This is a genomic window from Bacillus sp. CCB-MMP212, from assembly GCF_022748145.1.
Taxonomy (GTDB): Bacteria; Bacillota; Bacilli; order Bacillales; family Bacillaceae_G; genus Bacillus_A; species Bacillus_A cereus.
Map to the genome: position 1 here is coordinate 153810 of NZ_JALDQE010000002.1, position 23797 is coordinate 177606.

A 23797-nucleotide genomic window follows, 5' to 3' on the forward strand; every position below is an offset into this window, starting at 1 on the left:
TGACGAGACTTTTTCTTCTTGATTATAATAAAATATGTGAACGTTTTCTTATTATAATTTTTATAGTAAGTGAGCATAGAGGGTGATGAAATGGTATCTATTTATGATATTCAGCAATTGCTAAAGAAATTTGGTACGATTATTTATACGGGAGATCGAATTGCAGATTTACAATTAATGCAAGATGAATTGCGTGAATTAAATCAATCACAGCTAATCGATCCACAAGACTATCAAACAGCTTTATTTTTATTGAAGCAAGAAATTCAAAAAGAGCTAAATAAGAATTAGATAAAGGTAGGTAAGCAACATGGAAGAGAAATGGTTAGTTGGTGTTGACCTTGGTGGTACAACGATTAAATTAGCATTTATTAATGTATACGGCGAAATTTTACATAAGTGGGAAATCCCTACAAATACAGGTGAGCAAGGAAAACATATTACACTTGATGTTGCGAAAGCAATTGATAAAAAGCTAGAAGAATTAGGCGAATTGAAGAGCAAGTTAATTGGTATTGGTATGGGAGCTCCTGGCCCTGTACATGTGGCATCTGGAATGATTTATGAAGCGGTTAATTTAGGGTGGAAAAACTATCCGCTAAAAGATTTATTAGAAGTAGAAACAGGATTACCTGTTGTTATTGATAATGATGCAAACTTAGCAGCGCTTGGTGAAATGTGGAAAGGTGCTGGTGAAGGTGCAAAAGATTTAATCTGCATGACACTTGGTACGGGCGTTGGTGGTGGTGTAATCGCCAATGGTGAGATTGTACACGGCGTGAGTGGTGCTGCTGGTGAGATTGGACATATTACAGTAGTTACAGAAAATGCTTTCCCATGTAATTGCGGGAAGTCTGGTTGCTTAGAAACAGTAGCATCTGCGACAGGTATTGTACGTGTTGCTATGCAAAAAATACAAGAGACTAATAAAGAAAGCATGTTGCGTTCTATGTTAGCTGAAGAAGGACGTATTACATCAAAAGATGTCTTTGAAGCACTTGGACAAGGTGATGAATTAGCAGGCGAAGTAGTAGAAAAGGTAGCTTCTTATTTAGGGTTAGCTGTAGCGAACCTATCTAGTACGTTGAACCCAGAGAAAATTGTTATTGGTGGAGGCGTGTCTAAAGCTGGAGATGCGCTATTAGAACCAATTCAACGCTATTTCGAGCAATACGCTTTCTCACGTGCTGTAAAGAGCACGAAGTTAGCTATTGCAACACTTGGTAATGATGCAGGTGTTATCGGAGGAGCTTGGCTTGTAAAAAAGCACAAATACGAAGCGAAGATGATATAAGTTTTGAAATATGAAAAGAGGAAGGGGGAACCCTTCCTCTTTTTGTGTGAAATCTCGATGAAGAATAAAGTGTAAACGAATTAAGCTGCTGGTGGATACCCGTTATATAGAACAGTCATGATCGTAAACCATCCGAAAACGAGTACAGTTGCAATTGCAAAGCCGCTCGCGAAAAAGTTTTTTTCACGAAGTGTTCTAAGCGTAGCAAATACAGCTAACAGAGTGACAAGTGTAAAAATAATAACAAGGCCCATGCAATATCCTCCTCTGTCTACCCATTTCTTATTATGAGTTTTTGGAATATTTACTCTTTTATATTGTACATGTTTTAAAAATGATTGTCGAGATAGCATCCTTTCTTTTCCTAAGAGAAAGAAATGTTGTATCATTAAAAGTAAGTTTAATAACTGGAGGAGATTTTCATATGAAATGGATACAAATGCCGTTAGGCCCATTACAAACAAATGCTTATATTTTAATGAACGATCAAAAAGAGTGCATTATCTTTGACCCTGGGCACGAAGGTGAAAAGCTCGTTACATATTTACAAGAAGAACAATTAAAACCATTGGCTGTTTTATTAACGCATGCTCACTTTGATCATATCGGTGCTGTTGATGCGGTAAGAGACGCTTTTCATATTCCTGTATACGTACATAAAGAAGAAGCAGATTGGTTAGGAGATGCAACTGTAAACGGCTCTCAAATTTTTATGATGAACCGCAGTATTACAGCAAAACCAGCGGATCATATTATTGATGCAGAAGGTACATTAACAATTGGATCATTTAATTTTGAAATTTTTGAGACGCCAGGACATTCTCCAGGAAGTATTTCTTATTATAGTAAAGAGGCAAATGCTGTATTCTCAGGAGATGTATTATTCCAAATGAGCATTGGAAGAACAGATTTGCCTGGTGGAAGTTTTGCTGAATTAATTGGAAGTATTGAAGAGAAATTATTTGTATTACCAGATGAGACAGCGGTGTTATGTGGACATGGTCCAGAAACAAGCATTGGTTTTGAAAAAGAAAATAATCCGTTTTTACAATAAGGAGTCATTATGGGAATGGAGCTCATTTTAAGAGAATGGATGGGGAAAGAAAAGGATTATTCAATTTCATATAGTACGTATATGAACCTTGTATTGTATACAGAAGGTCATGGATATTATATGAAAGAACGTGAAAAGATTGGAAGACAAGGGGATTTTTTTACAAGTAGCAATGTATCCTCTGTTTTTGCAAAAACTTTTGCTAAACTTTTTATTCGTCTTGTTGAAAATGGTGAAGTTGCTTCGAATATTTGTGAGGTTGGTGGGGGAACTGGAAAGTTTGCCTATGATGTTTTACAAGAATGGAAGCAATTATCTCCAAAAACCTTTATTGATTTAAACTATTCAATGATTGAAGTGAGCCCTTTTCATAGGAAATTACAGCAGGAGCAACTTGGCTCATTTTCTAATGTATCGTACTATACCTCTTATAGTGAAATGGGAGATTCTTTCGAGGGAATTCTCTTTTCGAATGAGTTGTTTGATGCATTTCCTGTTGAAATAATTGAGAAAAGAAATGGTATGTTGTATGAAGTGCGTATTACATATACAGAGGAAGGAAGCCTTTCAGAAATATGTAGGCCGTTAGATAAAAGAATTGGTCGATATTTATTGAAATATAATATTCATATTGCTGAAGGGCAACGTTTTGAAGTACCACTTGTGATGGAGGAGTATATAAAAGAAATTGCGAAATGGTTTCAAAAAGGTATATGTATTACAGTTGATTACGGATACACAAAAGAAGAATGGATGCATCCAGCACACCGTGAAGGAAGTTTGCGAGGTTATTATCAGCATAAGCTAATACGTAACCCACTAGCGCATCCAGGTGAAATGGATCTTACTACTCATATTCATTGGGACGAGCTAAAGGAGATGTTTAGTATGCAAGGAATGAGTGCAGTATGGCATAAGAAACAATCTGAGTTCTTGTTAGCTGCAGGGATATTAGAACAGCTTACGAGCCATCAAGATATGAATCCTTTTTCTGAAACGCAAAAACAAAATCGAGCAGTTCGTTCTATGATTTTGAATGGAGGAGTAGGGAGTGCGTTTGATGTTGTTATACATACAAAAGATATGCAACATTTACATTTGGAGCGGTATGTAACAATATAAAAAACAAGACACAGTATATACTGTGTCTTGTTTTTTAATACGACTTATGTAGTATTATATATTTCCTCTCATGATATATATTTATATTAAAGATATGAGATAAAAAATATAGAATACGTTCTTTTTCTTCGATTATTAGTCCCTAACCTAATAATACGCGAACGAGTTGAATTATTGTTTCGTTCTCTACTTTGTAATAAATTTCCAATCCTTTTCTTTCACTAGAAACGATTTTAGCGCTTTTTAATTTTGCTAAATGCTGTGAAATTGTAGATTGTGGCATGTTTAAGCCAGTGTACATTGTAGAAACGTTGCTTGGACCGCGCTCAATTAATCCTTTTACGATACATAAACGAACAGGATGAGCCAGCACTTTTAATAATTCTGCATTACTTTCATATAGTTCTAATTCTTTTTGAAAGGTTTCTAACATGTTCTTTTCCACCTCCGTGTGAGCTATTATACCATACTATACATACCAAAAATTTAAAGAAAAGAAAATAGTTGTTGCAGAAAAAAAGTCCTAAAGTAAAGAAATTGTAAGAAAAGAGACCATGATGTAAATAAAATAGGTAAATTAGCACGTTTTTGTAAAATGACATTTTTGGGTGAAAATTTCGATGCGTTTTAAAAATTGAAAGATATAGATATATTTGTAACACAATTTTATCATGATTTTCTTATTCTTTCAAATGAATATACGAAATTTTTAAAATAATATGACAAAGGAATTATAATGATATATATAGAATATAAAACAGGTTAAAAGAAAAGAAGCTGAATGTAATTCGCTTCTTTATGGTGATAATGAAATATTTGATTACGGCTGATAAATCTTAGGATAATCAAGTCATTAGTCATTTATTCTAAAATTCATCTTTTAGCAACGTTAAAAATCTGTGATTCCATATGTTCTCGTAAAAATCAATTGTCTCTTTTGCGGACATAAAAGGATTATTCAACGTAGAGGTTGTTTTCTGTATCATAAAGTTTTCGTATCCCAGTCCGTGGGCAAACTTAATCGTAGCATCCATACAGTACTCTGTTTGGGCACCGCAAAATTCAATGCGATTTACAGATAATTGATCTAAAATTTCTTTTAAGTTTGTTTTATAAAATGAATTTGCATGTGTTTTTCTTACAAAAAAATCTTGTTCTTGAACATCAAGATCGGTATGAATAGCCCAAAGTTCTTTCTCGGGTACTAAATCATCATCACAATGTTGAACAAAAAGGATTGGTTTATTTAATTTTCTGTATGAAGAAATTCTTTTATTTACTTTTGTTAGTAAGTTCTGTAAATCAAATAAATGCTCTCCGCCATAACATACGCCATTTTGTAAATCGATAACGATTAAAATATCTGCACAAGTATCCATTATTTTTACCCCTTTTTTATTTTTTAATATATCAATTAATCCATTATTTAGAAATAGATGATATACTTTTATTTTTTATGGACTATAAGAAAAATTTCAAATGACTATAACTAAATCGCATAAAAAGAAGATATGAAAACCTATTCTCATATCTTCTTTTTTCTCTATGCATTTACAGGTTCTTCTACATAAGAAAGGGCATTTTCAAAATCGGATATTAAATCGTTAACATTTTCAAGACCGACTGATAACCGAAGTAATGAATTAGAGATTCCTCTTTCATCACGAGCTTCTTGCGACAGTGCTGCATGTGACATTTTTGCTGGATAAGAAAGAATTGACTCTACAGCTCCTAAACTAACTGCAAAAACAGGTAATTTTACTTTTGATAAAAATTGGCGGAGTGCATCTTCTGACTGCAAAGTAAATGATAAGACTGCTCCAGCTGATGTTGCTTGAGATTGTTGAATATCAAATCCGAGATGTGTTTGTAATCCCGGATAATAGACATTTTGTACTTTAGCGTGCTCTTGTAAATAATGTGCAATTTTATTGGCATTTTTAGCTGAATGCTCGAGGCGTACATGTAATGTTTTTAGACCGCGAAGTACGAGAGAACAATCTTGAGGTCCTAAAATAGCACCGAATGCATTTTGTAAAAATCCAAGCTTTTGAGCGAGTTCTGCATCTTTTACTACTGCTAATCCGGCAGTAACATCACTATGCCCAGCAATAAATTTTGTGGCACTATGAAGAACAACATCAGCTCCAAGTTCAAGTGGTTTTTGGAATAGTGGTGTCAAAAATGTATTATCAACAAAAGTAAGAGCCCCAATAGATTTTGCAAGTTTAGAAACCTCGCGAATATCTGTTACCTTTAAAAGTGGATTAGAAGGTGTTTCTACATAAAAGAGCTTTGTATTTGGTTTAATGCTTTGTTTTATTTCTTCTAAATTGGTCATATCAACAAATGTATGTGAAACACCGTAACGGGAGAGTACCTCAGTTATCACTCGGTAAGTGCCTCCGTATACATCTTCTGAAATGAGTACGTGATCACCTTGTGAAAGAAGGAGGAATGCAGTGGAAATCGCTGCAATGCCTGATGCAAAGGCGAATCCTTTTGTTCCACCTTCTAATAAAGCAATGATATCTTCAAGAGCTTCACGAGTTGGATTTCCTGACCTGCTATAGTCATATTTTCCGAACGTATCTACATCAAACTGGTGAAAAGTTGATGTGTTATAGATAGGAACGTTCACAGCTCCTGTTTGCGAGTCATGTTTATATTGGTTGTGTAGTAAGAGTGTATCTATAGAATAACTCATATTCTTACACCTTCTTTTACAAGTTTAATGGCTTGCTTTAAGTCTTGAATTAAATCGTTACTATTTTCAATGCCAACGGAGAATCGAAGAAGACGATTACATACACCGTTTGCTGTTCTAATTTCTTCAGGAATATCAGCATGTGTTTGCGTTGCTGGATAAGTCATTAAACTTTCTACACCACCAAGACTTTCGGCAAATGTAATTAAGGATAAAGATTGTAAGAATGGATTAATCCAAGCTTCATCTTTAAGGCGAAATGAAATCATGCCGCCTCTTCCAGGATAAAATACATCTGTCACCCCGTCTTCATCATTTAAATATGCAACAACTGCTTTCGCATTTTCTTCATGCTGTCTCATGCGAAGCGCTAACGTTTTCATACCGCGAATTAATAACCATGAGTCAAATGGGCTTAAAACTGCACCTGATGCATTATGATAATGAGCGATTTCTTCACAAAGTTCCTTTCCTTTTGCAACGACAAGTCCGCTTAGTACATCGTTATGTCCCCCTAAATATTTCGTTGCGCTGTGAAGTACAATGTCAGCACCTTCTGTTAATGGTTGCTGTATATAAGGTGTGTAGAATGTGTTGTCTACAATAAGAAGTAGTCCGTGCCTTTTCGCTACAGTTGCGACAGCAGCAATATCAGTAACTTGCATTAATGGATTAGTTGGAGTTTCTATGAAAATAGCCTTCGTTTCAGTTGTGATAGCTTGCTCAATTTGTTTAATAGACTGTGTATTTACGTATCTACATCGAACATTCCACTTTTTTTCATGTTCAGAAAATAATCGATACGTTCCACCGTATAAATCTTCAGATACAATAAGTTCGTCTCCAGAGCGGAATAGAGAAAGGACGAGGAGAACAGCCGCCATCCCTGAACTACAGGCATAACCTTGTTCGCCATATTCTAAGTCTGCGATTGCCTGTTCTAAAAGACCTCGAGTTGGATTGCCAGTTCGTGAATAGTCAAAGCCAGTAGATTTACCAATTCCTTCATGACGATAAGCGGTTGAGAAATAAACTGGTGGATTAACCGTTCCAGTTGTAGTTTCACTGCGATTGCCGATTTGTGCTAGTTTTGTTTCGATTGTTGACATGTGAAAATTCCTCCTTTTTAAATTGAAACATTAAGTGAATATAAAATAAAAAAAGCCTTCTAAGAAGAAGGCTTTCGGTTTGAATAGAGTCTTCTTCTCATCTGTCAAATCTTTCACAATTTGCTGGAATTAGCACCTTATTAACAAAATGTTAATGGTTGCTGAGGCGTCACAGGGCCAGTCCCTCTACCTCTCTAGATAAGAATGTTCGTATGAAATTTTTATTATGTTTTTAACTTTACAACAAAAGATAATTGAATTGCAACTTTATTTTGAAAAATTTTTATTTTTCCGCAAGTGTCATTGACTTTTACTTTTGTGCATGCTAAATTTATTAAAAAATTAACAAACATTGTTAAAAGGGGAACGCATTTCCTTTTAGCTACATAAATAAAATAATAAAGACAACTCTTATTGAGAGCGGTGGAGGGAAAGGCCCTGTGAAACCCGGCAACCTTCAAACGAAATGTTTGAAACGGTGCTAATACCTGCAAAACGAATGTTTTGCATAATAAGAGGAGGAACGATTATGTCCCCCTCTTCAAAGTGAAGAGGGGGTTTTTATATTGATAGAAATGAGGGAGATTCGTGAAATTACTAGATTTATTATCAAAAGGAATTGTAATAGGTGATGGTGCGGTTGGAACGTTATTGCATTCACATGGCTTGCAAAGTAGCTTTGAAGAATTGAATGTATCTGATCCAGACTTAATTATATCGATCCATAAACAATATGTAGCTGCTGGAGCAGATGTAATTCAAACGAATACGTATGGAGCAAATGAGGCGAAATTACGTATGTACGGCTTAGAAAATCAAGTTACAGAAATTAATAGAGCGGCAGTAAAACTGGCGAAAGCATCTGTTACAGATAAAAATGCAATTTTAGGAACAATTGGTGGTATGAAACATATCGGAGCCGTTACAACGACTGATATGGAAAGGGAGTTTATGCTACTTGAACAGGCAGGGGCTTTACTAGAAGAACAGGTTGATGGATTACTATTAGAAACTTTTTACGATGAATTTGAATTACTTCATGCTGTTAAAGTATTGCGTAAGCAAACGAACATTCCAATTGTTGCTCAATTAGCGTTACATGAAGCAGGTACGACTCAAAATGGAAATGATGTCAATGAAATATTAAAGCAACTTATAGATTACGGTGCAAATGTTGTTGGATTAAATTGTCAACTAGGGCCGCTTCATATGACGGAGGCTTTCAAAATGATATCGATTCCGCAAAATGGCTATTTATCAGCATACCCAAATGCAGGTCTCCCGAATTATGTGGAGGGACGTTACGTATATGAGGGAAGCCCAGCTTATTTTGAGGCGATGACGCCGAGATTTATTGAGCAAGGTATTCGGTTATTAGGTGGTTGTTGTGGTACGACTCCAGAACATATTCAAAGTATGAAGCACGCTGTTACGAATGTTACACCTGTAATAGAAAAAGACACCATTCAAAGGCCGAAAGTTGTTCATACGCATGAGAAACGTTCGAAGGCTCACGTCACTCTAGCAGAGAAAGCGAAAAAACAAACGACAGTTGTAGTGGAATTAGATCCACCGAAAACGTTAGATACACAGCGGTTTTTTGAAGGAGCAAGAGCTTTAAAAAGAGCGGGAGCAGATGCTATTACTCTAGCAGATAATTCATTAGCATCGCCTCGTATTTCTAATATGGCAATGGGTGCGTTATTAACGAAGCATGATATCCCGGTATTGACACATTTAACGTGTAGGGATCATAACGTCATTGGACTACAATCTCATTTGTTAGGTTTATCGGCGTTAGGGATGGAAGAAGTGTTAGCTTTAACTGGTGATCCAGCGCGCGTTGGTGATTTTCCTGGTGCAACTTCTGTATACGATTTGTCCTCTATTGAGCTCATTAAAATGATTAAAGAAATGAACGATGGACGTTCAATTTTAGGGAAATCAATTGGACCGGCGACAAGGTTTTCTGTAGGCGGCGCATTTAATCCTCACGTGAGGCACTTAAAAGCAGCGGTTAAGCGAATGGAACGAAAAATAGATGCTGGAGCGGAATATTTTTTAACTCAGCCAATTTACGATATCGCGTTAATTGAAGAAGTGTATGAAGCGACAAAGCATTTGGAACAACCTATTTTTATTGGAATTATGCCGTTAGTAAGTAAGCGGAATGCAGATTTTCTTCATTTTGAGGTACCGGGTATTACTCTTCCAGAAGAAATAAGAGAGAGAATGGATGGACACGAAACGAAAGAGGCGGCAATTGAGGAAGGGATTCGCATTTCGCAAGAATTGATCGACGCAGCGATGAAATATTTTAATGGTATTTATCTTATTACACCATTTTTAAAATATGAAATTACAGAACATCTTGTTAAATATGTAAGAGAAAAGCAAGAAGTGAAAGAAGGTATTAATTGATGAAGTGTATAGAAGAAAAATTACAAAATAGCATTTTAATATTAGATGGTGCAATGGGAACAATGATTCAGCAAGAGGATTTAACTGCTGAAGATTTCGGAGGAGAAGAGTACGAGGGCTGTAATGAATATTTAGTAGAAACAAGACCAGACGTTATTTTAAAGATTCATAAAGCTTATATTGAAGCTGGAGCGGATATTATTGAAACAAATACATTTGGGGCAACGAATATTGTACTAAGTGATTATGAGCTGTCTCATTTAGATGAAGAACTAAATGAAAAGGCAGCACTTTTGGCGAAGCAAGCTGTTAAAGAAAGCGGTAAGGAAGTATATGTTGCGGGAGCGATGGGACCAACAACGAAAGCAATTAGTGTTACTGGTGGTGTGACTTTTGAAGAATTGATTGAGGCTTATACAAGGCAGGCACGAGGATTATTAAAAGGAGAAGTTGATGTATTACTCGTTGAGACGAGTCAAGATATGCGTAACGTGAAAGCAGCTTATATTGGAATTCAAGCTGCTTTTGAAGAACTGAAAAAAACGGTTCCTATTATGATTTCAGGAACGATTGAGCCAATGGGAACGACTCTGGCTGGGCAAACAATTGAAGCTTTTTATTTATCAGTAGAACATATGAAACCATTATCTGTTGGGTTAAATTGTGCGACTGGTCCGGAGTTTATGAGGGACCATATTCGTTCACTATCTGATTTATCGGAGTGTTACATTTCTTGTTATCCAAATGCAGGTCTTCCTGATGAAGATGGACATTACCATGAGTCTCCATCTTCTCTCGCTGAAAAGGTGAAGCGATTTGCTGAAGAAGGATGGGTTAATATTATCGGTGGTTGTTGTGGCACGACACCAGAACATATAAAAGCAATGAAAGAAGCACTAGCATCTCTTAAGCCTCGTGACCATCATGAGAGAGAAGGACATGGAATTAGTGGATTAGAGGCACTGCAATATGATGAGTCTATGAGACCGTTATTTGTAGGTGAAAGAACGAATGTTATTGGATCACGTAAATTTAAACGATTAGTAGCAGAAGGGAAATTTGAAGAGGCTGCTGAAGTGGCAAGAGCGCAAGTGAAGAAAAATGCTCATATTATTGATATTTGTATGGCAGATCCTGATCGTGATGAAATAGAAGATATGGAGAAATTTTTGACTGAAGTTACGAAAGTGTTAAAAGTACCGATTATGATTGATTCAACGGATGAAAATGTTATGGCAAGAGCACTTACTTATATTCAAGGAAAAGCTGTTATCAACTCTATTAATTTAGAAGATGGAGAAGAGCGTTTTGAAAAGGTAACACCGCTTCTTCGTAAGTATGGTGCTGCAATTGTAGTTGGTACAATCGATGAAGATGGTATGGCAGTAAGTGCTGAAAGAAAATTAGAAATTGCAAAAAGAAGTTACGAATTATTAACGACGAAATATGGGATACGCCCGTCAGATATTATTTTTGATGCACTTGTGTTTCCAGTAGGGACAGGTGATGAAGAATATATTGGTTCAGCGGCAGCGACTATAGAGGGCATTCGCCTTATTAAAGAAGCGTTACCAGAGTGTTTAACGATTTTAGGTGTAAGTAACATATCATTTGGTTTACCACCGGCTGGACGTGAAGTATTGAATTCCGTCTTTTTATATCATGCTACGAAGGCTGGATTAGATTACGCGATTGTTAATACGGAAAAATTAGAACGCTATGCGTCGATTCCAGAGGAAGAAAAACACCTTGCAGATGCATTACTGTTTGAAACGACGAAAGAGACGTTAGAAGAATTTACAAACTTTTACCGAGTCGCTAAAAAGAAAGATGTCGTTGTGCAAGAAACGTTAACGCTAGATGAACGACTAGCAAATTATATTGTAGAAGGTACGAAACAAGGATTACACGAGGATTTAAGTCTTGCACTTGAAGAAGGAAGAAAACCTCTTGATATTATTAACGGTCCGCTTATGACAGGGATGGATGAGGTAGGACGACTATTTAATAATAATGAACTTATTGTTGCTGAAGTATTGCAAAGTGCCGAAAGTATGAAAGCTGCTGTAAGTTATTTAGAGCCACATATGGAATCTAGCGATAGTGCAAAAAAAGGGAAAGTATTATTAGCAACTGTAAAAGGTGATGTGCATGATATTGGGAAAAATCTCGTTGAAATTATTTTAGCGAATAACGGATATGAGATTATTAATTTAGGAATTAATGTACGTTCGGATCGAATTGTTCAAGAAGTACAAGAAAAGAAGCCGGACATTATAGGCCTTTCAGGTTTATTAGTAAAATCAGCGCAACAAATGGTAACGACTGCTGAAGATTTAAAAGCAGCAAATATTGATGTTCCCATTGTTGTAGGTGGTGCAGCGTTAACGAGAAAGTTTACAGATAATCGGATTTCACCATCATATAAAGGGCTCGTTTGTTATGCGAGTGATGCGATGACGGGGCTCGATATTATTAATAAGCTTCAAAAAGAAGAAGAGCGTGAGAAGATGAAACAGGATAAAAAAGAACGTCATCTTCATATCGTAAAAAAAGAGGAGAAGAAAGTAGAAGTTCCAGCAGTAATTGAGCCATTACCGAAGGTTGAGGTTATGGTGCCTGATTCAACAAAACGAATTGTATTACGTGATATTCCGGCTCTTCATCTCGCTCCATTTTTAAATAGACAAATGCTACTTGGGCATCACCTTGGATTAAAAGGAAATGTGAAGAAGCTTTTGAAAGAGGGAGATAAGAGAGCACATGAATTAAATGATTTAATAGATGAATTATTGCAGGAAGGACAATCTTGGTTAAAGCCGAAAGCAGTGTATCAATTTTTCCCAGCGCAAAGCGACGGACAAAACATTGTAATATATGATCCAGAAGATCATACGCGTGTTATAGAGCGTTTCACATTCCCTAGACAAGGAAAGGCTCCCTATCGTACTTTAGGCGATTATTTGCGCCCAATTGGAGATGAGATGGACTATGTTGCTTTCTTATCTGTTACTGTTGGGGAAGGAGTTCGGGACATTGCTGAAGAGTGGAAGGCGAAAGGTGATTACTTACGTAGTCATGCAATTCAATCGTTAGCGCTTGAATTAGCAGAAGGACTTGCTGAAAAAACACATATGCTCATTCGTGACCGCTGGGGCATTCCAGACTCACCTGAACTGACGATGGAAGAACGTTTCCGTACGAAATATAGAGGAATACGCGTGTCATTTGGTTATCCGGCGTGTCCAGAACTTGCAGATCAAGAAAAGCTATTTCGCTTAATTCATCCAGAGGAAATAGGTATTTCATTAACAGAAGGATTCATGATGGAGCCAGAAGCGTCCGTAACGGCTATGGTATTTTCTCACCCTGAGGCAAGATATTTTAGTGTATTATAGTCTAGAAGGGGGAGACGTATGAAGAAAATAGTCTTTACAGGTGGCGGTTCGGCAGGACATGTAACACCTAATTTAGCCATTATCCCATATTTACAAGAAGACAACTGGGATATCTCTTACATTGGTTCTCATCAAGGTATTGAGAAAACGATTATAGAAAAGGAAGGCATTCCCTACTATAGTATTTCGAGTGGAAAGCTACGTCGTTATTTTGATTTAAAAAATATAAAAGATCCTTTTCTTGTAATGAAGGGGGTTATGGATGCGTATGTAAGGATTCGAAAACTAAAACCAGATGTGATTTTTTCAAAAGGCGGTTTCGTATCCGTACCAGTCGTAATTGGAGGATGGCTAAATAGAGTACCAGTTTTATTACATGAATCTGATATGACGCCAGGACTAGCAAATAAAATTGCGCTTCGTTTTGCTTCGAAAATATTTGTTACATTTGAAGAAGCGGCGAAACATTTACCGAGAGAAAAAGTAATATATACGGGATCTCCTGTACGTGAAGAAGTGCTGAAGGGAAATCGTGAAACAGGTTTAGCATTTTTAGGTTTTTCACGTAAAAAGCCAGTTATTACGATTATGGGAGGTAGCTTGGGCGCGAAAAAAATTAATGATACGGCTCGAGAAGCATTACCAGAACTTCTTAAAAAGTATCAAATTGTTCACCTTTGCGGAAAAGGTAACCTTGATGAAAGTTTACAAAATAAAGAAGGATATAGACAATTTGAATATGTACATGGAGAACTGCCAGATATATTAGCGGTAACAGATTTTGTTATTTCACGCGCGGGCTCCAACGCAATTTTTGAATTTTTAACATTACAAAAGCCGATGGTTTTAATTCCATTATCGAAATTTGCAAGCCGTGGAGATCAAATATTAAATGCAGAGTCCTTTGAAAGGCAAGGGTATGCCTCCGTATTATATGAAGAAGATGTAACTGTAAAATCTCTTATAAAGTATGTCGAAGAATTGAATCAAAATAATGAGAAGTATAAAACAGCACTAAAAAAATATAATGGAAAAGAAGCAATTAAAACAATCATTCAAAATATTTCAGAGGCATGATGAAACAATCATGCCTCTTTTAGTAGGGTGAAAGATTCCAAGAATTGATATTTTTATGTTACAATAAAGTGAAACTTTAATCAGTTGGGGGCATCCTCCATCTAACTTCTTTGCTTTCACTGGAATTTGAGGAGGGGGTTTTACTGCCCTCAAATAGCGGGATAACAAATGGGTTAATAGGGAAATTCCAATTAATGAAGCGTGAAAATACGAATGGATTAGGAGTGACTGTGTTGGAGCTAAGTCTCTATGAAAATACTGCACTTATTATATGCTTTGTGTTGTACGTTGGTAGTGTTATTGTTTATATTTCAAGGAAATTTTCGCAAGAAAGAGAGCTTGAAAAATCAGAGATAACAGCTGAACTAGAAATGTTAGCTGATGAAAGTTATAAAAAACAAAAAATAAAAGAAGACCATGAAGCATCCCATCATTTAAACGCAAATAAGTTTTAAAGATGGGGATTTTTTTTGAAGTTGTTCTTTATTTTAGCTATAACAATTAACGCTAAAAAGGAGTTTCCCGATACATAATGAAGGAGTGTATATAAATGAATTTTTATATCGCCTCAGGTTTCCAAAATAAACATCTTGTATGTTCCGTAGCAAATGAACTGAAACATGCAGGATGGCACCATACATATGATTGGACCAAAAACGAAAGAGCAGTGAATCAAGAACAATTAAGAGAAATTGGTCAGGCAGAAAAAAATGCTGTAAAAGAAGCGGATGTGTTTTTACTTATATTAGATGGCGGAAACGGGAGCCATACAGAGTTTGGAATGGCGATTGCACTAGAGAAAACGATATATGTATATGATGCAGGAAACCCGCTCCAAACAACGTTCTATCACTTGCCAGAAATAAATATTTTTGAAGGAGATGTAGCTGAGTTTGCATCTTATGTTATGAATCATGTGAAATAATAGTAACTACCTAAAAGGTTATAAAAGTGATCTTTTGGGTACAGTGATGATAAGAAACGTATATAAAGGAGTACATAATATGAAATTAGAAAATGGATGGGAAACGAGCTTTTTAGAAGTCGTACAAAATAGTGAATTTAAGAAAGAGGCACTTCTTAGTCAATTGCTTTGTCAGGATAGTGAAGAAGTAGAAGAGCTTGTGGATGATTACGGCTACGAAGAACTTGTTGAACGTGAACATGATGATGAGTTAGCTGAAATCTTAGGAGAAGAACTTTTTAGTGAGATGGAACGCCAAGTATTCTTATCTTCAAACCCAGAAGAAAAACTTATTGCATTCGTCAATGGATTAGGTTTTCATGTGTTAGATTGGATCGTTCTTCTTGAAACAGAATTTGGCATTGATAGTGCAAACTTTATATCAGATGCTGTAAAGGTGTTAGAAAAGCGTTTCAGACAGTTTCCGTACATAGAGGACAATACAATTTTTGATATGACATTTGGAGAATCGATGGATGTATTAGAATCTGTTACAGGATTACAACTAAAGGAAAAGATGAACATATAATGAAAAAAGAACGTGATTCAATCACGTTCTTTTTTTACATAATAATAATTTTATCATCTAGTTTTGTCTGCCCGGTAAGAAGTGCGTTTAAATATTCCACTTTTCTTATACAAGCTTGTATATGTCTTTCAACCTCTTGTAACTCTGCTTGGTGATGTGTTTCAATTGGATGAATTTGTACGTTGAATTTTTCAAATTGACTACTATATGTTATTTCTGCATAGCCGCTCATAATATCGGTTTCGTTATGAAATAAAAATTGCCTCGTTTTGTCACAGAATGATACATCCTGAAAGCCATATACTTTTAATGCTTCAATTACTTTTTTAATCATTTTTGTATTCATTTTTTTAACCCTCTTTACGAAGTTCTACTTTTATATTATAACATAAAAAATTACATAGAAAGCGCTTCCAAGTGTATTTTATTATAAACTTTACGTTTCAATCACAAAAATGAAACAAAGAAAAAATAATTGTAAAGAAGGAAGGACTCTTTTATTGTTTCGTCATATATATAGAGAAATAGTGCAATGAAAGGAAATTTTCCGAGGTGGAGATCGTATTTCCAATTTGAGCGCAGTAAAAGAGGTGAGAATCTTGAACTTTGATATTGTAGGACAAAAAGCATATATAAAAGATGGACCGCATCGGAACCGAATTGGAATTGTAAAGAAAAACGAGACAAAATTAGCATCGCAGTTTGCTATTGTAATTGGAGAACAAATTATTGATGTAGAGCTAAAGGATATCGTGTTAGTTGGAGTAGACGTAGGACAATTTCATAAATGGTGCGAACAAAATGGTTATTTGTGAAAAGGACGGGCTGTGAGATAATGAAATATATTTGAGGAAAGAGAATATATTATTGTATTCTCTTTTTCTATGTTTAAGGAGGCGAAAATGAAATATAAAGAACAGGAGTTTACGTTGGAGTTAAAAGAGAACATTCAATGTATGGAGAAGGAAATAGAGCGAATGTCACTTAAATTGTATAAAGAGTATTCGCATTTATACATAGAAAAAAACATGGAATTAGATATGGGATTTGCAAGAGAAAAAGAGAATCCCTTTGAGGTGGGTTATTATTCAACAGTTGCTATAGCTATATTAGATGAAGAAAAAGAGATGATTAAATTTCACGATATTCCAATTTAGGAATGTGAAAGAATCTTTTTAGGAATGCCAATTCAATCAAACATTTTGGGTAGTAAGAAAGTAGGAGAACTCGCTGATGAATCTTGTTATGAGATTGAGGAAGAGTTAAAAGAGCAATTAGAAGAATACTTGGAGTGATAATTCTCAAGATAAGATCTATAAAGAGGGAACGGAATAAAAAAGACGCTAACAATTGTATGTTAGCGTCTTTTTTTCATTATGAAGCAATTTCACCAGTTTTTGTATCATCTTGATTGTACGTATCTTGATCTAATTCACCAAGCCATTTACTTGAAATAAGACCTGCTGTCATAGAACCACTTACGTTAAGAGCTGTACGACCCATATCGATTAATGGCTCAACCGAGATAACTAGAGCAACAATACCGATTGGTAAGTTCATTGTAGATAGTACGATTAAAGCTGCGAATGTTGCACCGCCACCAACTCCGGCAACACCGAATGAGCTAATAGCAACAACAGCGATTAAAGTTAAAATAAATTGTGGTTGTAATGGATCAATTCCTACAGTTGGAGCGACCATCATTGCAAGCATTGCTGGATAAATACCTGCGCAACCGTTTTGTCCGATAGATACCCCAAATGAAGCTGCGAAGTTTGCAATTCCTTCGGAGATACCAAGCTTTTCTTTTTGAGCTTCAATATTTAATGGCATCGCACCAGCACTAGAGCGAGATGTGAATGCAAAAGTTAGTACAGGGAACACTTTTTTCAAATATTGAATTGGATTTAAACCAGACAATGCAATTAATAATAAGTGAATGATAAACATTACGATAAGTGCTACATAAGAGGCTAACACGAAGTTACCAAGCTTTAAAATAGCATTTATATCGCTACCAGCAACTGTTTTTGCCATAAGAGCTAATACGCCGTATGGAGTAAGGCGTAAAATTAATGTTACCATACGCATTACGATTGCATATACAGCATCAAGCATTTTCTTAAATAGCTCTGCTTGTTCTGGATATTTTCGTTTTACACCTATAAAGGCAATGCCGATAAAGGCTGCAAATATTACGACAGAAATTGTTGATGTTGGACGAGCGCCTGTTAAATCAAGAAACGGATTTGTAGGCAATAGCTCTAATAATTTATCTGGAATTGTTGTCTTTTCAATAGAAGTAAATCTTTCTTCAACTAGTTTCAGACGAGCAGATTCTGCATCACCTTGTTGCAAGCCTGTTGCAGATACATCAAATCCTGCACTTGCAGCGATACCGACAGCTGCAGCGATTCCTGTAGTAAGAATTAAAATTCCGATAATAAGACCACTAATTTTACCAAGGTTTTTCGTTAACTGTAATTTTGTAAATGCTGAAATAATAGATACTAAAATAAGTGGCATAACGATCATTTGAAGTAATTTCACATAACCGTTACCAATTAAGCCAAACCAAGTATTTGATTCAATAATTACTTTAGAAGTTGGCTCATAAATGAATTGTAATATAAGACCGAATAAAATTCCGACTCCTAAAGCGGTAAATACACGTTTATTAAAAGATACATGCTTACGTTGCATATAATATAATACGCCAACTAAGATGAGCATGACTGCAACGTTAATTCCGACAAGCAGTGTATTCATGTTGATTCCCCCTAATTCCAATCTGTTATATAGAATATAAGGTAATAAAACCTATAAGTCAACTAGGAAATTCCGGGATTAAAAAAAAGATGGCAAAATGCCATCTTTTAATGTCCAGCCCCAGGGACAAGTAAAAATGTCGTGTAGTATGTAAATCCTATGAAGAAAACAGTTAAATATGCCCCAAATACGTATATATACATACGCTCTGTTAATTTTAAATAGCTTAAAAGTACGAAGAAACCTGTTTGTCCTAAAAATAGTAGTGCAGCCTGTTGCATATCTCCTACGTAAAACATAACCGAGAAAATTCCAGTCCAAAAGCCGAGAACGCGAAACATGCGATCCATGCTATTTCCCTCCTTTTCTAGAAAAAGTAAAACCTCTTTTCATTATAGTTTATTTTTCTTACTATTGTAAATATTCGTTCATATAAAAAGAAGCCAATTATTATTGGCTTCTTTTTATATGATAAATTAAATTGTTAGTTTATAATTACAAGATTTACATCCATCTAATAGACTATCATGTCGAGTTAATTCCATGTTAGGGAATAGGATTTCAAAAATGCCTTTCATCATATCTCCGTGCATGTTACAAATTTCAGTTGGATGATGAACAGCAACTTCTTTAAATGGACAATTGTGTACATCATAGAAAATTTTTGTTCCATCTGCACTTAATTCAAATGCAGGTGATAAGCCGGCTGTTGAGAAAGCTTCTTTTGCAATTTGAACTTTTTGCTCTACTGTTAAAGCATCTTCACTCACATTTAAACGTTGCATATGTTGTTGCATTAATTCGGCCCCGAATTGTTTTCCTGTTTCGTATAGCGCTTTTTCACCAGCAGCGCCAAGGCTAAGTAAAGAATTAAATGCTATTCTTGCTAACAATTGATAATCACGGAATGGAAATTGCAATTGAATAACATCTTCAGATAAGACATATAATCTGCTTGGTCTTCCGCCTTTTCCAGTTTTCTTCGTTTCCGATTTAAGCATATGAACATCTTCTAATTTAGATAAATGTAAACGCGCTACGTTTGGATGAATATCGAATTCATCTGCAATTTCTTGTACAGTTACGTAACTATGTTTTTGCGAAATATATTTATAAATGTAATAACGAGTTGGGTCAGCTAAAACACCTGTAATTTTTAAAGCTTGTTCCATGAGGATCTCCACCTTTATCACTTTATCCAAGATAATAACATTATAATACAGATAAACATGAGTATAGGTAATTTAAGACAATAATTCAGAAATTGTTCATAATTTCACAAACATATTTTTCCTTTTTGTTCTAGTGAAAATACAAAATTCCAAATTTTTATTGTGCATGTTTTCATGCTATATACATAGTGAGGAGGGAAAAGTGATGAATGGGATTGAAATTTTTGCGAATACAATTTTAAAAGAAGCGTGTAGGGTACAAGCGTCAGATTTACATATTGTGCCCCGGCAGAAGGATGTAGCGGTGCAACTACGTGTAGGAAAAGATTTAATGACGAGACATTGTATTGAAAAGGAGTTTGGAGAAAAACTTGTCTCACATTTTAAATTTTTAGCATCTATGGACATAGGAGAGAAACGGAAGCCACAGAATGGTTCGTTGTATTTGCAAATTGATGGACAAGAAGTGTATTTACGCCTTTCAACACTTCCAACAGTATATCAAGAAAGTCTCGTTATTCGCCTTCATTTACAAGCATCTGTGCAGCCCTTATCACATCTTTCGTTATTTCCAAGTACGGCAGCAAAACTACTCTCGTTTTTACGCTATTCACAGGGGCTACTCGTGTTTACTGGACCGACTGGTTCTGGGAAGACAACGACAATGTATGCATTATTAGAGGTAATTAGAAAAAAGAAAACACGTCGCATCATTACACTTGAAGATCCGGTTGAAAAAAGAAGTGACGATGTATTACAAATTCAAATAAATGAAAAAGCGGGTCTCACATATGAAACAGGATTAAAGGCTATTTTACGTCATGATCCAGATATTATTTTAGTCGGTGAAATCCGTGATGAAGAAACAGCAAAAATAGCTATAAGAGCAAGTTTGACAGGACATTTAGTCATGACAACGCTGCATACGAATGATGCGAAAGGAGCAATCATTCGTTTCATGGATTATGGTATAACGAGGCAAGAGATTGAACAGTCTTTATTGGCTGTAGCTGCACAGCGACTTGTCGAATTGAAGTGTCCGTTTTGCAGAGGAAAGTGCTCAACTTTATGTAAATCAATGAGGCAAGTAAGGCAAGCTAGCATTTATGAGCTACTATATGGATATGAGTTAAAACAAGCGCTTAAAGAAGCAGATGGAGAATGTGTTACTTACAAACATGAGACTTTAGAATCATCAATACGAAAAGGATATGCTTTAGGTTTTTTAGAAGAAGATGTTTATGTTTAAGAAAACTTGGAGTTTAAGTGATCAAGTAGTATTGTTGAAACGTTTAGGAGAATTATTAGAAAAAGGCTACTCTCTTTTACAAGCATTAGAATTTTTACAGTTTCAATTACCTGTAGAAAAGAAAGTACAATTGCAGCACATGATTGAGGGGTTAAAAGATGGGAAAAGTCTACACGATTCTTTTCATCAGTTAAAGTTTCATCAGGACATGTTAAGTTATTTATTTTATGCCGAGCAACATGGTGATATTTCTTTTGCTTTGCAACAAGGAAGTGCACTTCTTTATAAGAAAGATAAGTATAGGAGAGACATGATGAAAATCATGCAGTATCCTATGTTTTTAATGTTTTTTCTACTAATCATGCTTTTTATTTTCAACCTCATTTTATTACCTCAGGTTGAAATGGTTTATAGTTCGTTCGGTTCTAATACACCACTACTTACAGAACAAATTTTAAGTGCAATAAAACTGCTACCTTACATTATTTTAACCGCTATTTTAACTGTTATTATTGGATGTAGTTTGTATATGTTGTATTTTAGGAAACTTCCACATATTAGACAGGTAAAAATCATGCTTCGTATGCCCCTCATCAAAACATTTCTTATTTTAAAGCATTCACATTATTTTGCTACTCAGTTGAGTGGTTTATTAAATGGTGGACTATCAGTATGCGAAGCTTTAACAATAATGATGGAGCAAAGATATCATCCGTTCTTTCAATATGAAGCGAGCCGGATTGAAAGACAATTAATTGGAGGAGAAAAGTTACAATCTATCATTGCTAAAAGTGGGTATTACGAGAAAGAACTTTCTTATGTTATTACGCATGGACAAGCAAACGGCAATTTAGCGATTGAATTAGGTGACTATAGCAATCTTATTATGGAAAAGATGGAACGGAAAATTAAACATATGTTAGTTATCATTCAGCCTATTTTATTTACATGTATTGGAGGAATCGTTGTCCTTATGTATTTAGCGATGATTATGCCAATGTTTCAAATGATGAATTCTATTTAGGGGGCATTTGTATGCAGAATGAGGAAGGATTTACTCTGTTAGAGATGCTATTAGTAATGGTTGTCATAACTATATTATTACTATTAATTATTCCGAATGTAGTTACACAGCGTTCATCGGTCCAAGGAAAAGGGTGTGCAGCTTACGTGAAATCTATAGAAGCGCAAATACAAGTATATCAATTACAACATAATAAAATTCCATCGTTAAAAGAACTGACAGATGAAAAGTATATTACAACTGATAAGTGCCCGAATGGCGAATCTATTCATATTTCAGATGATGGCGCAGTATCAATTAGGGCATTGTGAAACAACAGGGGTTTACTTTTTTAGAAATGTTACTCGTTTTATTTGCTATTTCTGTATTAAGTGTAGTTACGTATTTTAGTGTTCATTCCTTATACGAGCGACAAAAAGTTGAACAATTTTTGAGACAGTTTTCAAATGATATTTTGTATATGCAGCAATTAGCGATAAATCGTCAAAAGCACTATACATTACGTTGGCATAAAGATAGAAATATGTATGCTATAAAAGAGTCAGGTACAAAGTATTATATCGTCAAGCGAGAGTATGAAGAAGATATACAAATTGATTTGCATACGTTTCCAAATCCGATGACATATAATCCAAGTGGAAATATTAATAGAGGTGGTACGATTATAATTTCATATCGAAATTATAAATATGAAATTGTATTTCAGCTTGGAAGAGGGAGATTTACGTATCGTGAAATGTCAAAAAGGATCCATAATGGCTGAAATGATTGTATCGTTAAGTGTTTTAATGATGGCTGTATCGTTACTACTACCGCAAACAGTATTAGTTATGCAAGAAAGAAAAAATATACAAATTCGTTATAAGGCATCTGGATTATTAAAAAAGGAAGCAATTATATATATGTATGGAAATGAAGAAAAGCGAATAATAGAAAAGAATATAAATGGAATTGTGTATTACACATATTGGGGAGGCAATGAAGTTTGTACCATGTGGAGAGATGTGAAAGACAGAGTGATGGAACAATGCTTTTATGTAGGAGAAAAAATAAATTAGAATTTGGTTTTTCATTAATAGAAATGATTGTATGTCTGTTTTTATTATCAATATTTTTTTTGCTCTTTCCCCGCCTACATTTCATTGAAATGGAAAATAAACAGTCGAAAGGGTTAAATGATTGGGAGTGGGATGTGTATTTAGGGCAAATGCAATTGGAGTTTCGTGAAGTATCATCTGGAGAACAGCTAGCATTTGAAAATGGAGAAAGTATTTTACGATTTCGATCGCGTAATGGGAGTGAAGTATCGTATGAAAAAGAGAATAGTCGTCTTATAAGAAAGGTAAATAGGCGCGGGAGGGAAGTTGTTTTACAAAATATTGGAACGGTTTCTTACAAACTAACACCTCATGTACTCATTATAAATGTGAAAGATACTAGCGGAAAAATATATGAAGGTGTAGTTATGCGATATAGTGAAATGGAAATGAATGTATGAGAGGGCAAAATGGGTTTACAATGCCTGGAACACTCATCTTTCTTATTTTATTAACTTCTTTTTTTATATACGAAACAAATATGTTGTTTACAGATAAAAATTTTTATATAGAAATAGAACAAAAGTTTTTACTGGATGAACTACTTAACCGATCTATTACAGATATAAAAAAAGACTTACAGCAAAAAGAAAAAGAAGGTGCATTTTTCTTTCAGTATGAAAAGGGAGAAGTGAGTGGAAATTATATCTTTGAAAATGATTTAATTCTCGTTGCGTTGCAGTGTACACTCAAACAGGAAGCTTTCTATACGGTGAGCTTTCGGTATAGAAAAAAGGATGGAAAAATAGTCGATTGGATAGAAGAATAGTATGTAAAAAATACGAAGAAAAACCAGGGATTTCTATTGTAA

At 35.1% G+C, this 23797-nt stretch carries 27 protein-coding genes, 1 pseudogene and 2 riboswitches; of the genes and pseudogenes, 19 read left to right on the plus strand and 9 right to left on the minus strand.

Going from position 1 to position 23797, the window contains the following annotated elements; all coding sequences use genetic code 11:
- The first annotated feature begins 90 nt into the window (after positions 1–90).
- Positions 91–291, plus strand: a complete 201-nt coding sequence (locus tag MRP26_RS05515; RefSeq protein ID WP_000253699.1) for a YqgQ family protein — start codon at positions 91–93, stop codon at positions 289–291.
- 19 nt (positions 292–310) lie between these two features.
- Positions 311–1294, plus strand: coding sequence for a glucokinase (glcK, locus tag MRP26_RS05520; protein WP_000391701.1), 984 nt, complete (start codon positions 311–313; stop codon positions 1292–1294).
- An 80-nt stretch (positions 1295–1374) separates the two neighbouring features.
- On the opposite strand, the gene MRP26_RS05525 is transcribed toward glcK, so the two are convergent.
- A complete protein-coding gene (locus tag MRP26_RS05525; protein WP_000524852.1) occupies positions 1375–1548 on the minus strand; it encodes a DUF2759 domain-containing protein in 174 nt (57 codons plus the stop codon).
- 170 nt (positions 1549–1718) lie between these two features.
- Here MRP26_RS05525 and MRP26_RS05530 point away from each other — a divergent pair, with 170 nt between their 5' ends.
- Positions 1719–2348: an MBL fold metallo-hydrolase gene (locus tag MRP26_RS05530; RefSeq protein ID WP_000871225.1), complete on the plus strand. Its 630-nt coding sequence runs from the start codon at positions 1719–1721 to the stop codon at positions 2346–2348.
- 9 nt (positions 2349–2357) lie between these two features.
- Positions 2358–3470, plus strand: a complete 1113-nt coding sequence (locus MRP26_RS05535; RefSeq protein WP_242806032.1) for a class I SAM-dependent methyltransferase — start codon at positions 2358–2360, stop codon at positions 3468–3470.
- Between the two features lie 142 nt (positions 3471–3612).
- On the opposite strand, the gene MRP26_RS05540 is transcribed toward MRP26_RS05535, so the two are convergent.
- The 4 genes from MRP26_RS05540 to metI form a co-directional block, all read right to left on the minus strand.
- Positions 3613–3903 (minus strand): ArsR/SmtB family transcription factor, encoded by a 291-nt coding sequence (locus tag MRP26_RS05540; protein WP_000894377.1) that lies wholly within the window; start codon positions 3901–3903, stop codon positions 3613–3615.
- Between the two features lie 433 nt (positions 3904–4336).
- Positions 4337–4849: a cysteine hydrolase family protein gene (locus tag MRP26_RS05545; RefSeq protein ID WP_069356200.1), complete on the minus strand. Its 513-nt coding sequence runs from the start codon at positions 4847–4849 to the stop codon at positions 4337–4339.
- A 164-nt stretch (positions 4850–5013) separates the two neighbouring features.
- The gene (gene metC, locus MRP26_RS05550; protein ID WP_023523020.1) at positions 5014–6177 is read right to left on the minus strand and encodes a cystathionine beta-lyase; all 1164 of its coding nucleotides are present in this window, start codon (positions 6175–6177) and stop codon (positions 5014–5016) included.
- The gene (gene metI, locus MRP26_RS05555; RefSeq protein WP_000103889.1) at positions 6174–7286 is read right to left on the minus strand and encodes a cystathionine gamma-synthase/O-acetylhomoserine thiolyase; all 1113 of its coding nucleotides are present in this window, start codon (positions 7284–7286) and stop codon (positions 6174–6176) included. Before metI ends, metC begins: the two co-directional genes overlap by 4 nt.
- Before the next feature lie 94 nt (positions 7287–7380).
- Positions 7381–7491, minus strand: a riboswitch (SAM riboswitch).
- Between the two features lie 203 nt (positions 7492–7694).
- A riboswitch (SAM riboswitch) is annotated at positions 7695–7804 on the plus strand.
- A gap of 70 nt (positions 7805–7874) precedes the next feature.
- Between metI and MRP26_RS05560 the strand changes: the two genes are divergently transcribed.
- The 6 genes from MRP26_RS05560 to MRP26_RS05585 all read left to right on the plus strand — a co-directional run bounded on the left by MRP26_RS05560 (position 7875) and on the right by MRP26_RS05585 (position 15675).
- Complete coding sequence (locus MRP26_RS05560) at positions 7875–9707, plus strand: bifunctional homocysteine S-methyltransferase/methylenetetrahydrofolate reductase (RefSeq protein WP_242806033.1); 1833 nt, start codon at positions 7875–7877, stop codon at positions 9705–9707.
- Positions 9707–13105: a methionine synthase gene (gene metH / locus MRP26_RS05565; protein WP_242806034.1), complete on the plus strand. Its 3399-nt coding sequence runs from the start codon at positions 9707–9709 to the stop codon at positions 13103–13105. Before MRP26_RS05560 ends, metH begins: the two co-directional genes overlap by 1 nt.
- 18 nt (positions 13106–13123) lie before the next feature.
- Positions 13124–14182, plus strand: a complete 1059-nt coding sequence (gene murG, locus MRP26_RS05570) for an undecaprenyldiphospho-muramoylpentapeptide beta-N-acetylglucosaminyltransferase (protein ID WP_089171761.1) — start codon at positions 13124–13126, stop codon at positions 14180–14182.
- Positions 14183–14376: 194 nt separating this feature from the next.
- On the plus strand, positions 14377–14637 hold the full coding sequence (locus MRP26_RS05575) for a DUF3966 domain-containing protein (protein ID WP_000817964.1): 261 nt from the start codon (positions 14377–14379) through the stop codon (positions 14635–14637).
- Between the two features lie 95 nt (positions 14638–14732).
- Positions 14733–15107 (plus strand): nucleoside 2-deoxyribosyltransferase, encoded by a 375-nt coding sequence (locus MRP26_RS05580; protein WP_088020495.1) that lies wholly within the window; start codon positions 14733–14735, stop codon positions 15105–15107.
- Positions 15108–15186: 79 nt separating this feature from the next.
- Positions 15187–15675 carry a hypothetical protein gene (locus tag MRP26_RS05585; protein WP_242806035.1) on the plus strand — a complete coding sequence of 163 codons (489 nt, stop codon included), beginning with the start codon at positions 15187–15189 and terminating at the stop codon, positions 15673–15675.
- 34 nt (positions 15676–15709) lie between these two features.
- Here the strand turns inward: MRP26_RS05585 and MRP26_RS05590 are convergent, their stop codons facing one another.
- On the minus strand, positions 15710–16021 hold the full coding sequence (locus MRP26_RS05590) for a hypothetical protein (protein WP_001093240.1): 312 nt from the start codon (positions 16019–16021) through the stop codon (positions 15710–15712).
- Between the two features lie 253 nt (positions 16022–16274).
- Here MRP26_RS05590 and MRP26_RS05595 point away from each other — a divergent pair, with 253 nt between their 5' ends.
- Positions 16275–16490, plus strand: a complete 216-nt coding sequence (locus MRP26_RS05595; protein WP_001008326.1) for a DUF3912 family protein — start codon at positions 16275–16277, stop codon at positions 16488–16490.
- A gap of 87 nt (positions 16491–16577) precedes the next feature.
- Positions 16578–16970: pseudogene (locus MRP26_RS05600) on the plus strand (hypothetical protein).
- Between the two features lie 79 nt (positions 16971–17049).
- On the opposite strand, the gene MRP26_RS05605 reads toward MRP26_RS05600, so the two are convergent.
- The 3 genes from MRP26_RS05605 to MRP26_RS05615 all read right to left on the minus strand — a co-directional run bounded on the left by MRP26_RS05605 (position 17050) and on the right by MRP26_RS05615 (position 19616).
- On the minus strand, positions 17050–18444 hold the full coding sequence (locus tag MRP26_RS05605; protein ID WP_001094344.1) for an L-cystine transporter: 1395 nt from the start codon (positions 18442–18444) through the stop codon (positions 17050–17052).
- A gap of 107 nt (positions 18445–18551) precedes the next feature.
- A complete protein-coding gene (locus MRP26_RS05610) occupies positions 18552–18794 on the minus strand; it encodes a DUF2626 domain-containing protein (protein ID WP_000375619.1) in 243 nt (80 codons plus the stop codon).
- Between the two features lie 126 nt (positions 18795–18920).
- Positions 18921–19616, minus strand: a complete 696-nt coding sequence (locus MRP26_RS05615) for a helix-turn-helix transcriptional regulator (protein ID WP_000434107.1) — start codon at positions 19614–19616, stop codon at positions 18921–18923.
- A gap of 205 nt (positions 19617–19821) precedes the next feature.
- On the opposite strand from MRP26_RS05615, the gene comGA reads away from it, so the two are divergent.
- The 7 genes from comGA to comGG are packed head-to-tail and all read left to right on the plus strand — an operon-like array spanning position 19822 to position 23755.
- Entirely contained in the window at positions 19822–20865 is a 1044-nt protein-coding gene (comGA, locus tag MRP26_RS05620) for a competence type IV pilus ATPase ComGA (protein WP_053563650.1), read from the plus strand.
- A complete protein-coding gene (gene comGB / locus MRP26_RS05625) occupies positions 20858–21889 on the plus strand; it encodes a competence type IV pilus assembly protein ComGB (protein ID WP_242806036.1) in 1032 nt (343 codons plus the stop codon). Before comGA ends, comGB begins: the two co-directional genes overlap by 8 nt.
- Positions 21890–21900: 11 nt before the next feature.
- Positions 21901–22200, plus strand: coding sequence for a competence type IV pilus major pilin ComGC (gene comGC / locus MRP26_RS05630; RefSeq protein ID WP_001178687.1), 300 nt, complete (start codon positions 21901–21903; stop codon positions 22198–22200).
- Positions 22197–22652, plus strand: a complete 456-nt coding sequence (gene comGD, locus MRP26_RS05635) for a competence type IV pilus minor pilin ComGD (RefSeq protein ID WP_002094140.1) — start codon at positions 22197–22199, stop codon at positions 22650–22652. Before comGC ends, comGD begins: the two co-directional genes overlap by 4 nt.
- The gene (locus MRP26_RS05640; protein WP_000829467.1) at positions 22645–22947 is read left to right on the plus strand and encodes a hypothetical protein; all 303 of its coding nucleotides are present in this window, start codon (positions 22645–22647) and stop codon (positions 22945–22947) included. The genes comGD and MRP26_RS05640 overlap by 8 nt, the downstream gene beginning before the upstream one ends.
- A complete protein-coding gene (gene comGF / locus MRP26_RS05645; protein WP_000923102.1) occupies positions 22917–23387 on the plus strand; it encodes a competence type IV pilus minor pilin ComGF in 471 nt (156 codons plus the stop codon). The genes MRP26_RS05640 and comGF overlap by 31 nt, the downstream gene beginning before the upstream one ends.
- The gene (gene comGG, locus MRP26_RS05650) at positions 23384–23755 is read left to right on the plus strand and encodes a competence type IV pilus minor pilin ComGG (RefSeq protein ID WP_069356197.1); all 372 of its coding nucleotides are present in this window, start codon (positions 23384–23386) and stop codon (positions 23753–23755) included. Before comGF ends, comGG begins: the two co-directional genes overlap by 4 nt.
- The last annotated feature ends 42 nt before the right edge of the window (positions 23756–23797 follow it).

Excerpts from the sequence above, each read along its gene's own strand:
- MRP26_RS05540 (WP_000894377.1), bottom strand. The coding sequence starts at position 3,903 with ATGTTAGAAACCTTTCAAAAAGAATTAGAACTATATGAAAGTAATGCA.
- metC (WP_023523020.1), bottom strand. The coding sequence starts at position 6,177 with ATGAGTTATTCTATAGATACACTCTTACTACACAACCAATATAAACAT.
- comGF (WP_000923102.1), top strand. The coding sequence starts at position 22,917 with ATGCTTTTATGTAGGAGAAAAAATAAATTAGAATTTGGTTTTTCATTA.
- comGA (WP_053563650.1), top strand. The coding sequence starts at position 19,822 with ATGAATGGGATTGAAATTTTTGCGAATACAATTTTAAAAGAAGCGTGT.
- MRP26_RS05590 (WP_001093240.1), bottom strand. The coding sequence starts at position 16,021 with ATGAATACAAAAATGATTAAAAAAGTAATTGAAGCATTAAAAGTATAT.
- MRP26_RS05640 (WP_000829467.1), top strand. The coding sequence starts at position 22,645 with ATGGCTGAAATGATTGTATCGTTAAGTGTTTTAATGATGGCTGTATCG.
- murG (WP_089171761.1), top strand. The coding sequence starts at position 13,124 with ATGAAGAAAATAGTCTTTACAGGTGGCGGTTCGGCAGGACATGTAACA.
- MRP26_RS05605 (WP_001094344.1), bottom strand. The coding sequence starts at position 18,444 with ATGAATACACTGCTTGTCGGAATTAACGTTGCAGTCATGCTCATCTTA.
- comGG (WP_069356197.1), top strand. The coding sequence starts at position 23,384 with ATGAGAGGGCAAAATGGGTTTACAATGCCTGGAACACTCATCTTTCTT.
- MRP26_RS05575 (WP_000817964.1), top strand. The coding sequence starts at position 14,377 with ATGAAGCGTGAAAATACGAATGGATTAGGAGTGACTGTGTTGGAGCTA.
- MRP26_RS05530 (WP_000871225.1), top strand. The coding sequence starts at position 1,719 with ATGAAATGGATACAAATGCCGTTAGGCCCATTACAAACAAATGCTTAT.
- MRP26_RS05585 (WP_242806035.1), top strand. The coding sequence starts at position 15,187 with ATGAAATTAGAAAATGGATGGGAAACGAGCTTTTTAGAAGTCGTACAA.
- comGB (WP_242806036.1), top strand. The coding sequence starts at position 20,858 with ATGTTTAAGAAAACTTGGAGTTTAAGTGATCAAGTAGTATTGTTGAAA.
- MRP26_RS05525 (WP_000524852.1), bottom strand. The coding sequence starts at position 1,548 with ATGGGCCTTGTTATTATTTTTACACTTGTCACTCTGTTAGCTGTATTT.
- comGC (WP_001178687.1), top strand. The coding sequence starts at position 21,901 with ATGCAGAATGAGGAAGGATTTACTCTGTTAGAGATGCTATTAGTAATG.
- glcK (WP_000391701.1), top strand. The coding sequence starts at position 311 with ATGGAAGAGAAATGGTTAGTTGGTGTTGACCTTGGTGGTACAACGATT.
- MRP26_RS05610 (WP_000375619.1), bottom strand. The coding sequence starts at position 18,794 with ATGGATCGCATGTTTCGCGTTCTCGGCTTTTGGACTGGAATTTTCTCG.
- MRP26_RS05535 (WP_242806032.1), top strand. The coding sequence starts at position 2,358 with ATGGGAATGGAGCTCATTTTAAGAGAATGGATGGGGAAAGAAAAGGAT.
- MRP26_RS05545 (WP_069356200.1), bottom strand. The coding sequence starts at position 4,849 with ATGGATACTTGTGCAGATATTTTAATCGTTATCGATTTACAAAATGGC.
- MRP26_RS05515 (WP_000253699.1), top strand. The coding sequence starts at position 91 with ATGGTATCTATTTATGATATTCAGCAATTGCTAAAGAAATTTGGTACG.
- metH (WP_242806034.1), top strand. The coding sequence starts at position 9,707 with ATGAAGTGTATAGAAGAAAAATTACAAAATAGCATTTTAATATTAGAT.
- MRP26_RS05615 (WP_000434107.1), bottom strand. The coding sequence starts at position 19,616 with ATGGAACAAGCTTTAAAAATTACAGGTGTTTTAGCTGACCCAACTCGT.
- metI (WP_000103889.1), bottom strand. The coding sequence starts at position 7,286 with ATGTCAACAATCGAAACAAAACTAGCACAAATCGGCAATCGCAGTGAA.
- MRP26_RS05580 (WP_088020495.1), top strand. The coding sequence starts at position 14,733 with ATGAATTTTTATATCGCCTCAGGTTTCCAAAATAAACATCTTGTATGT.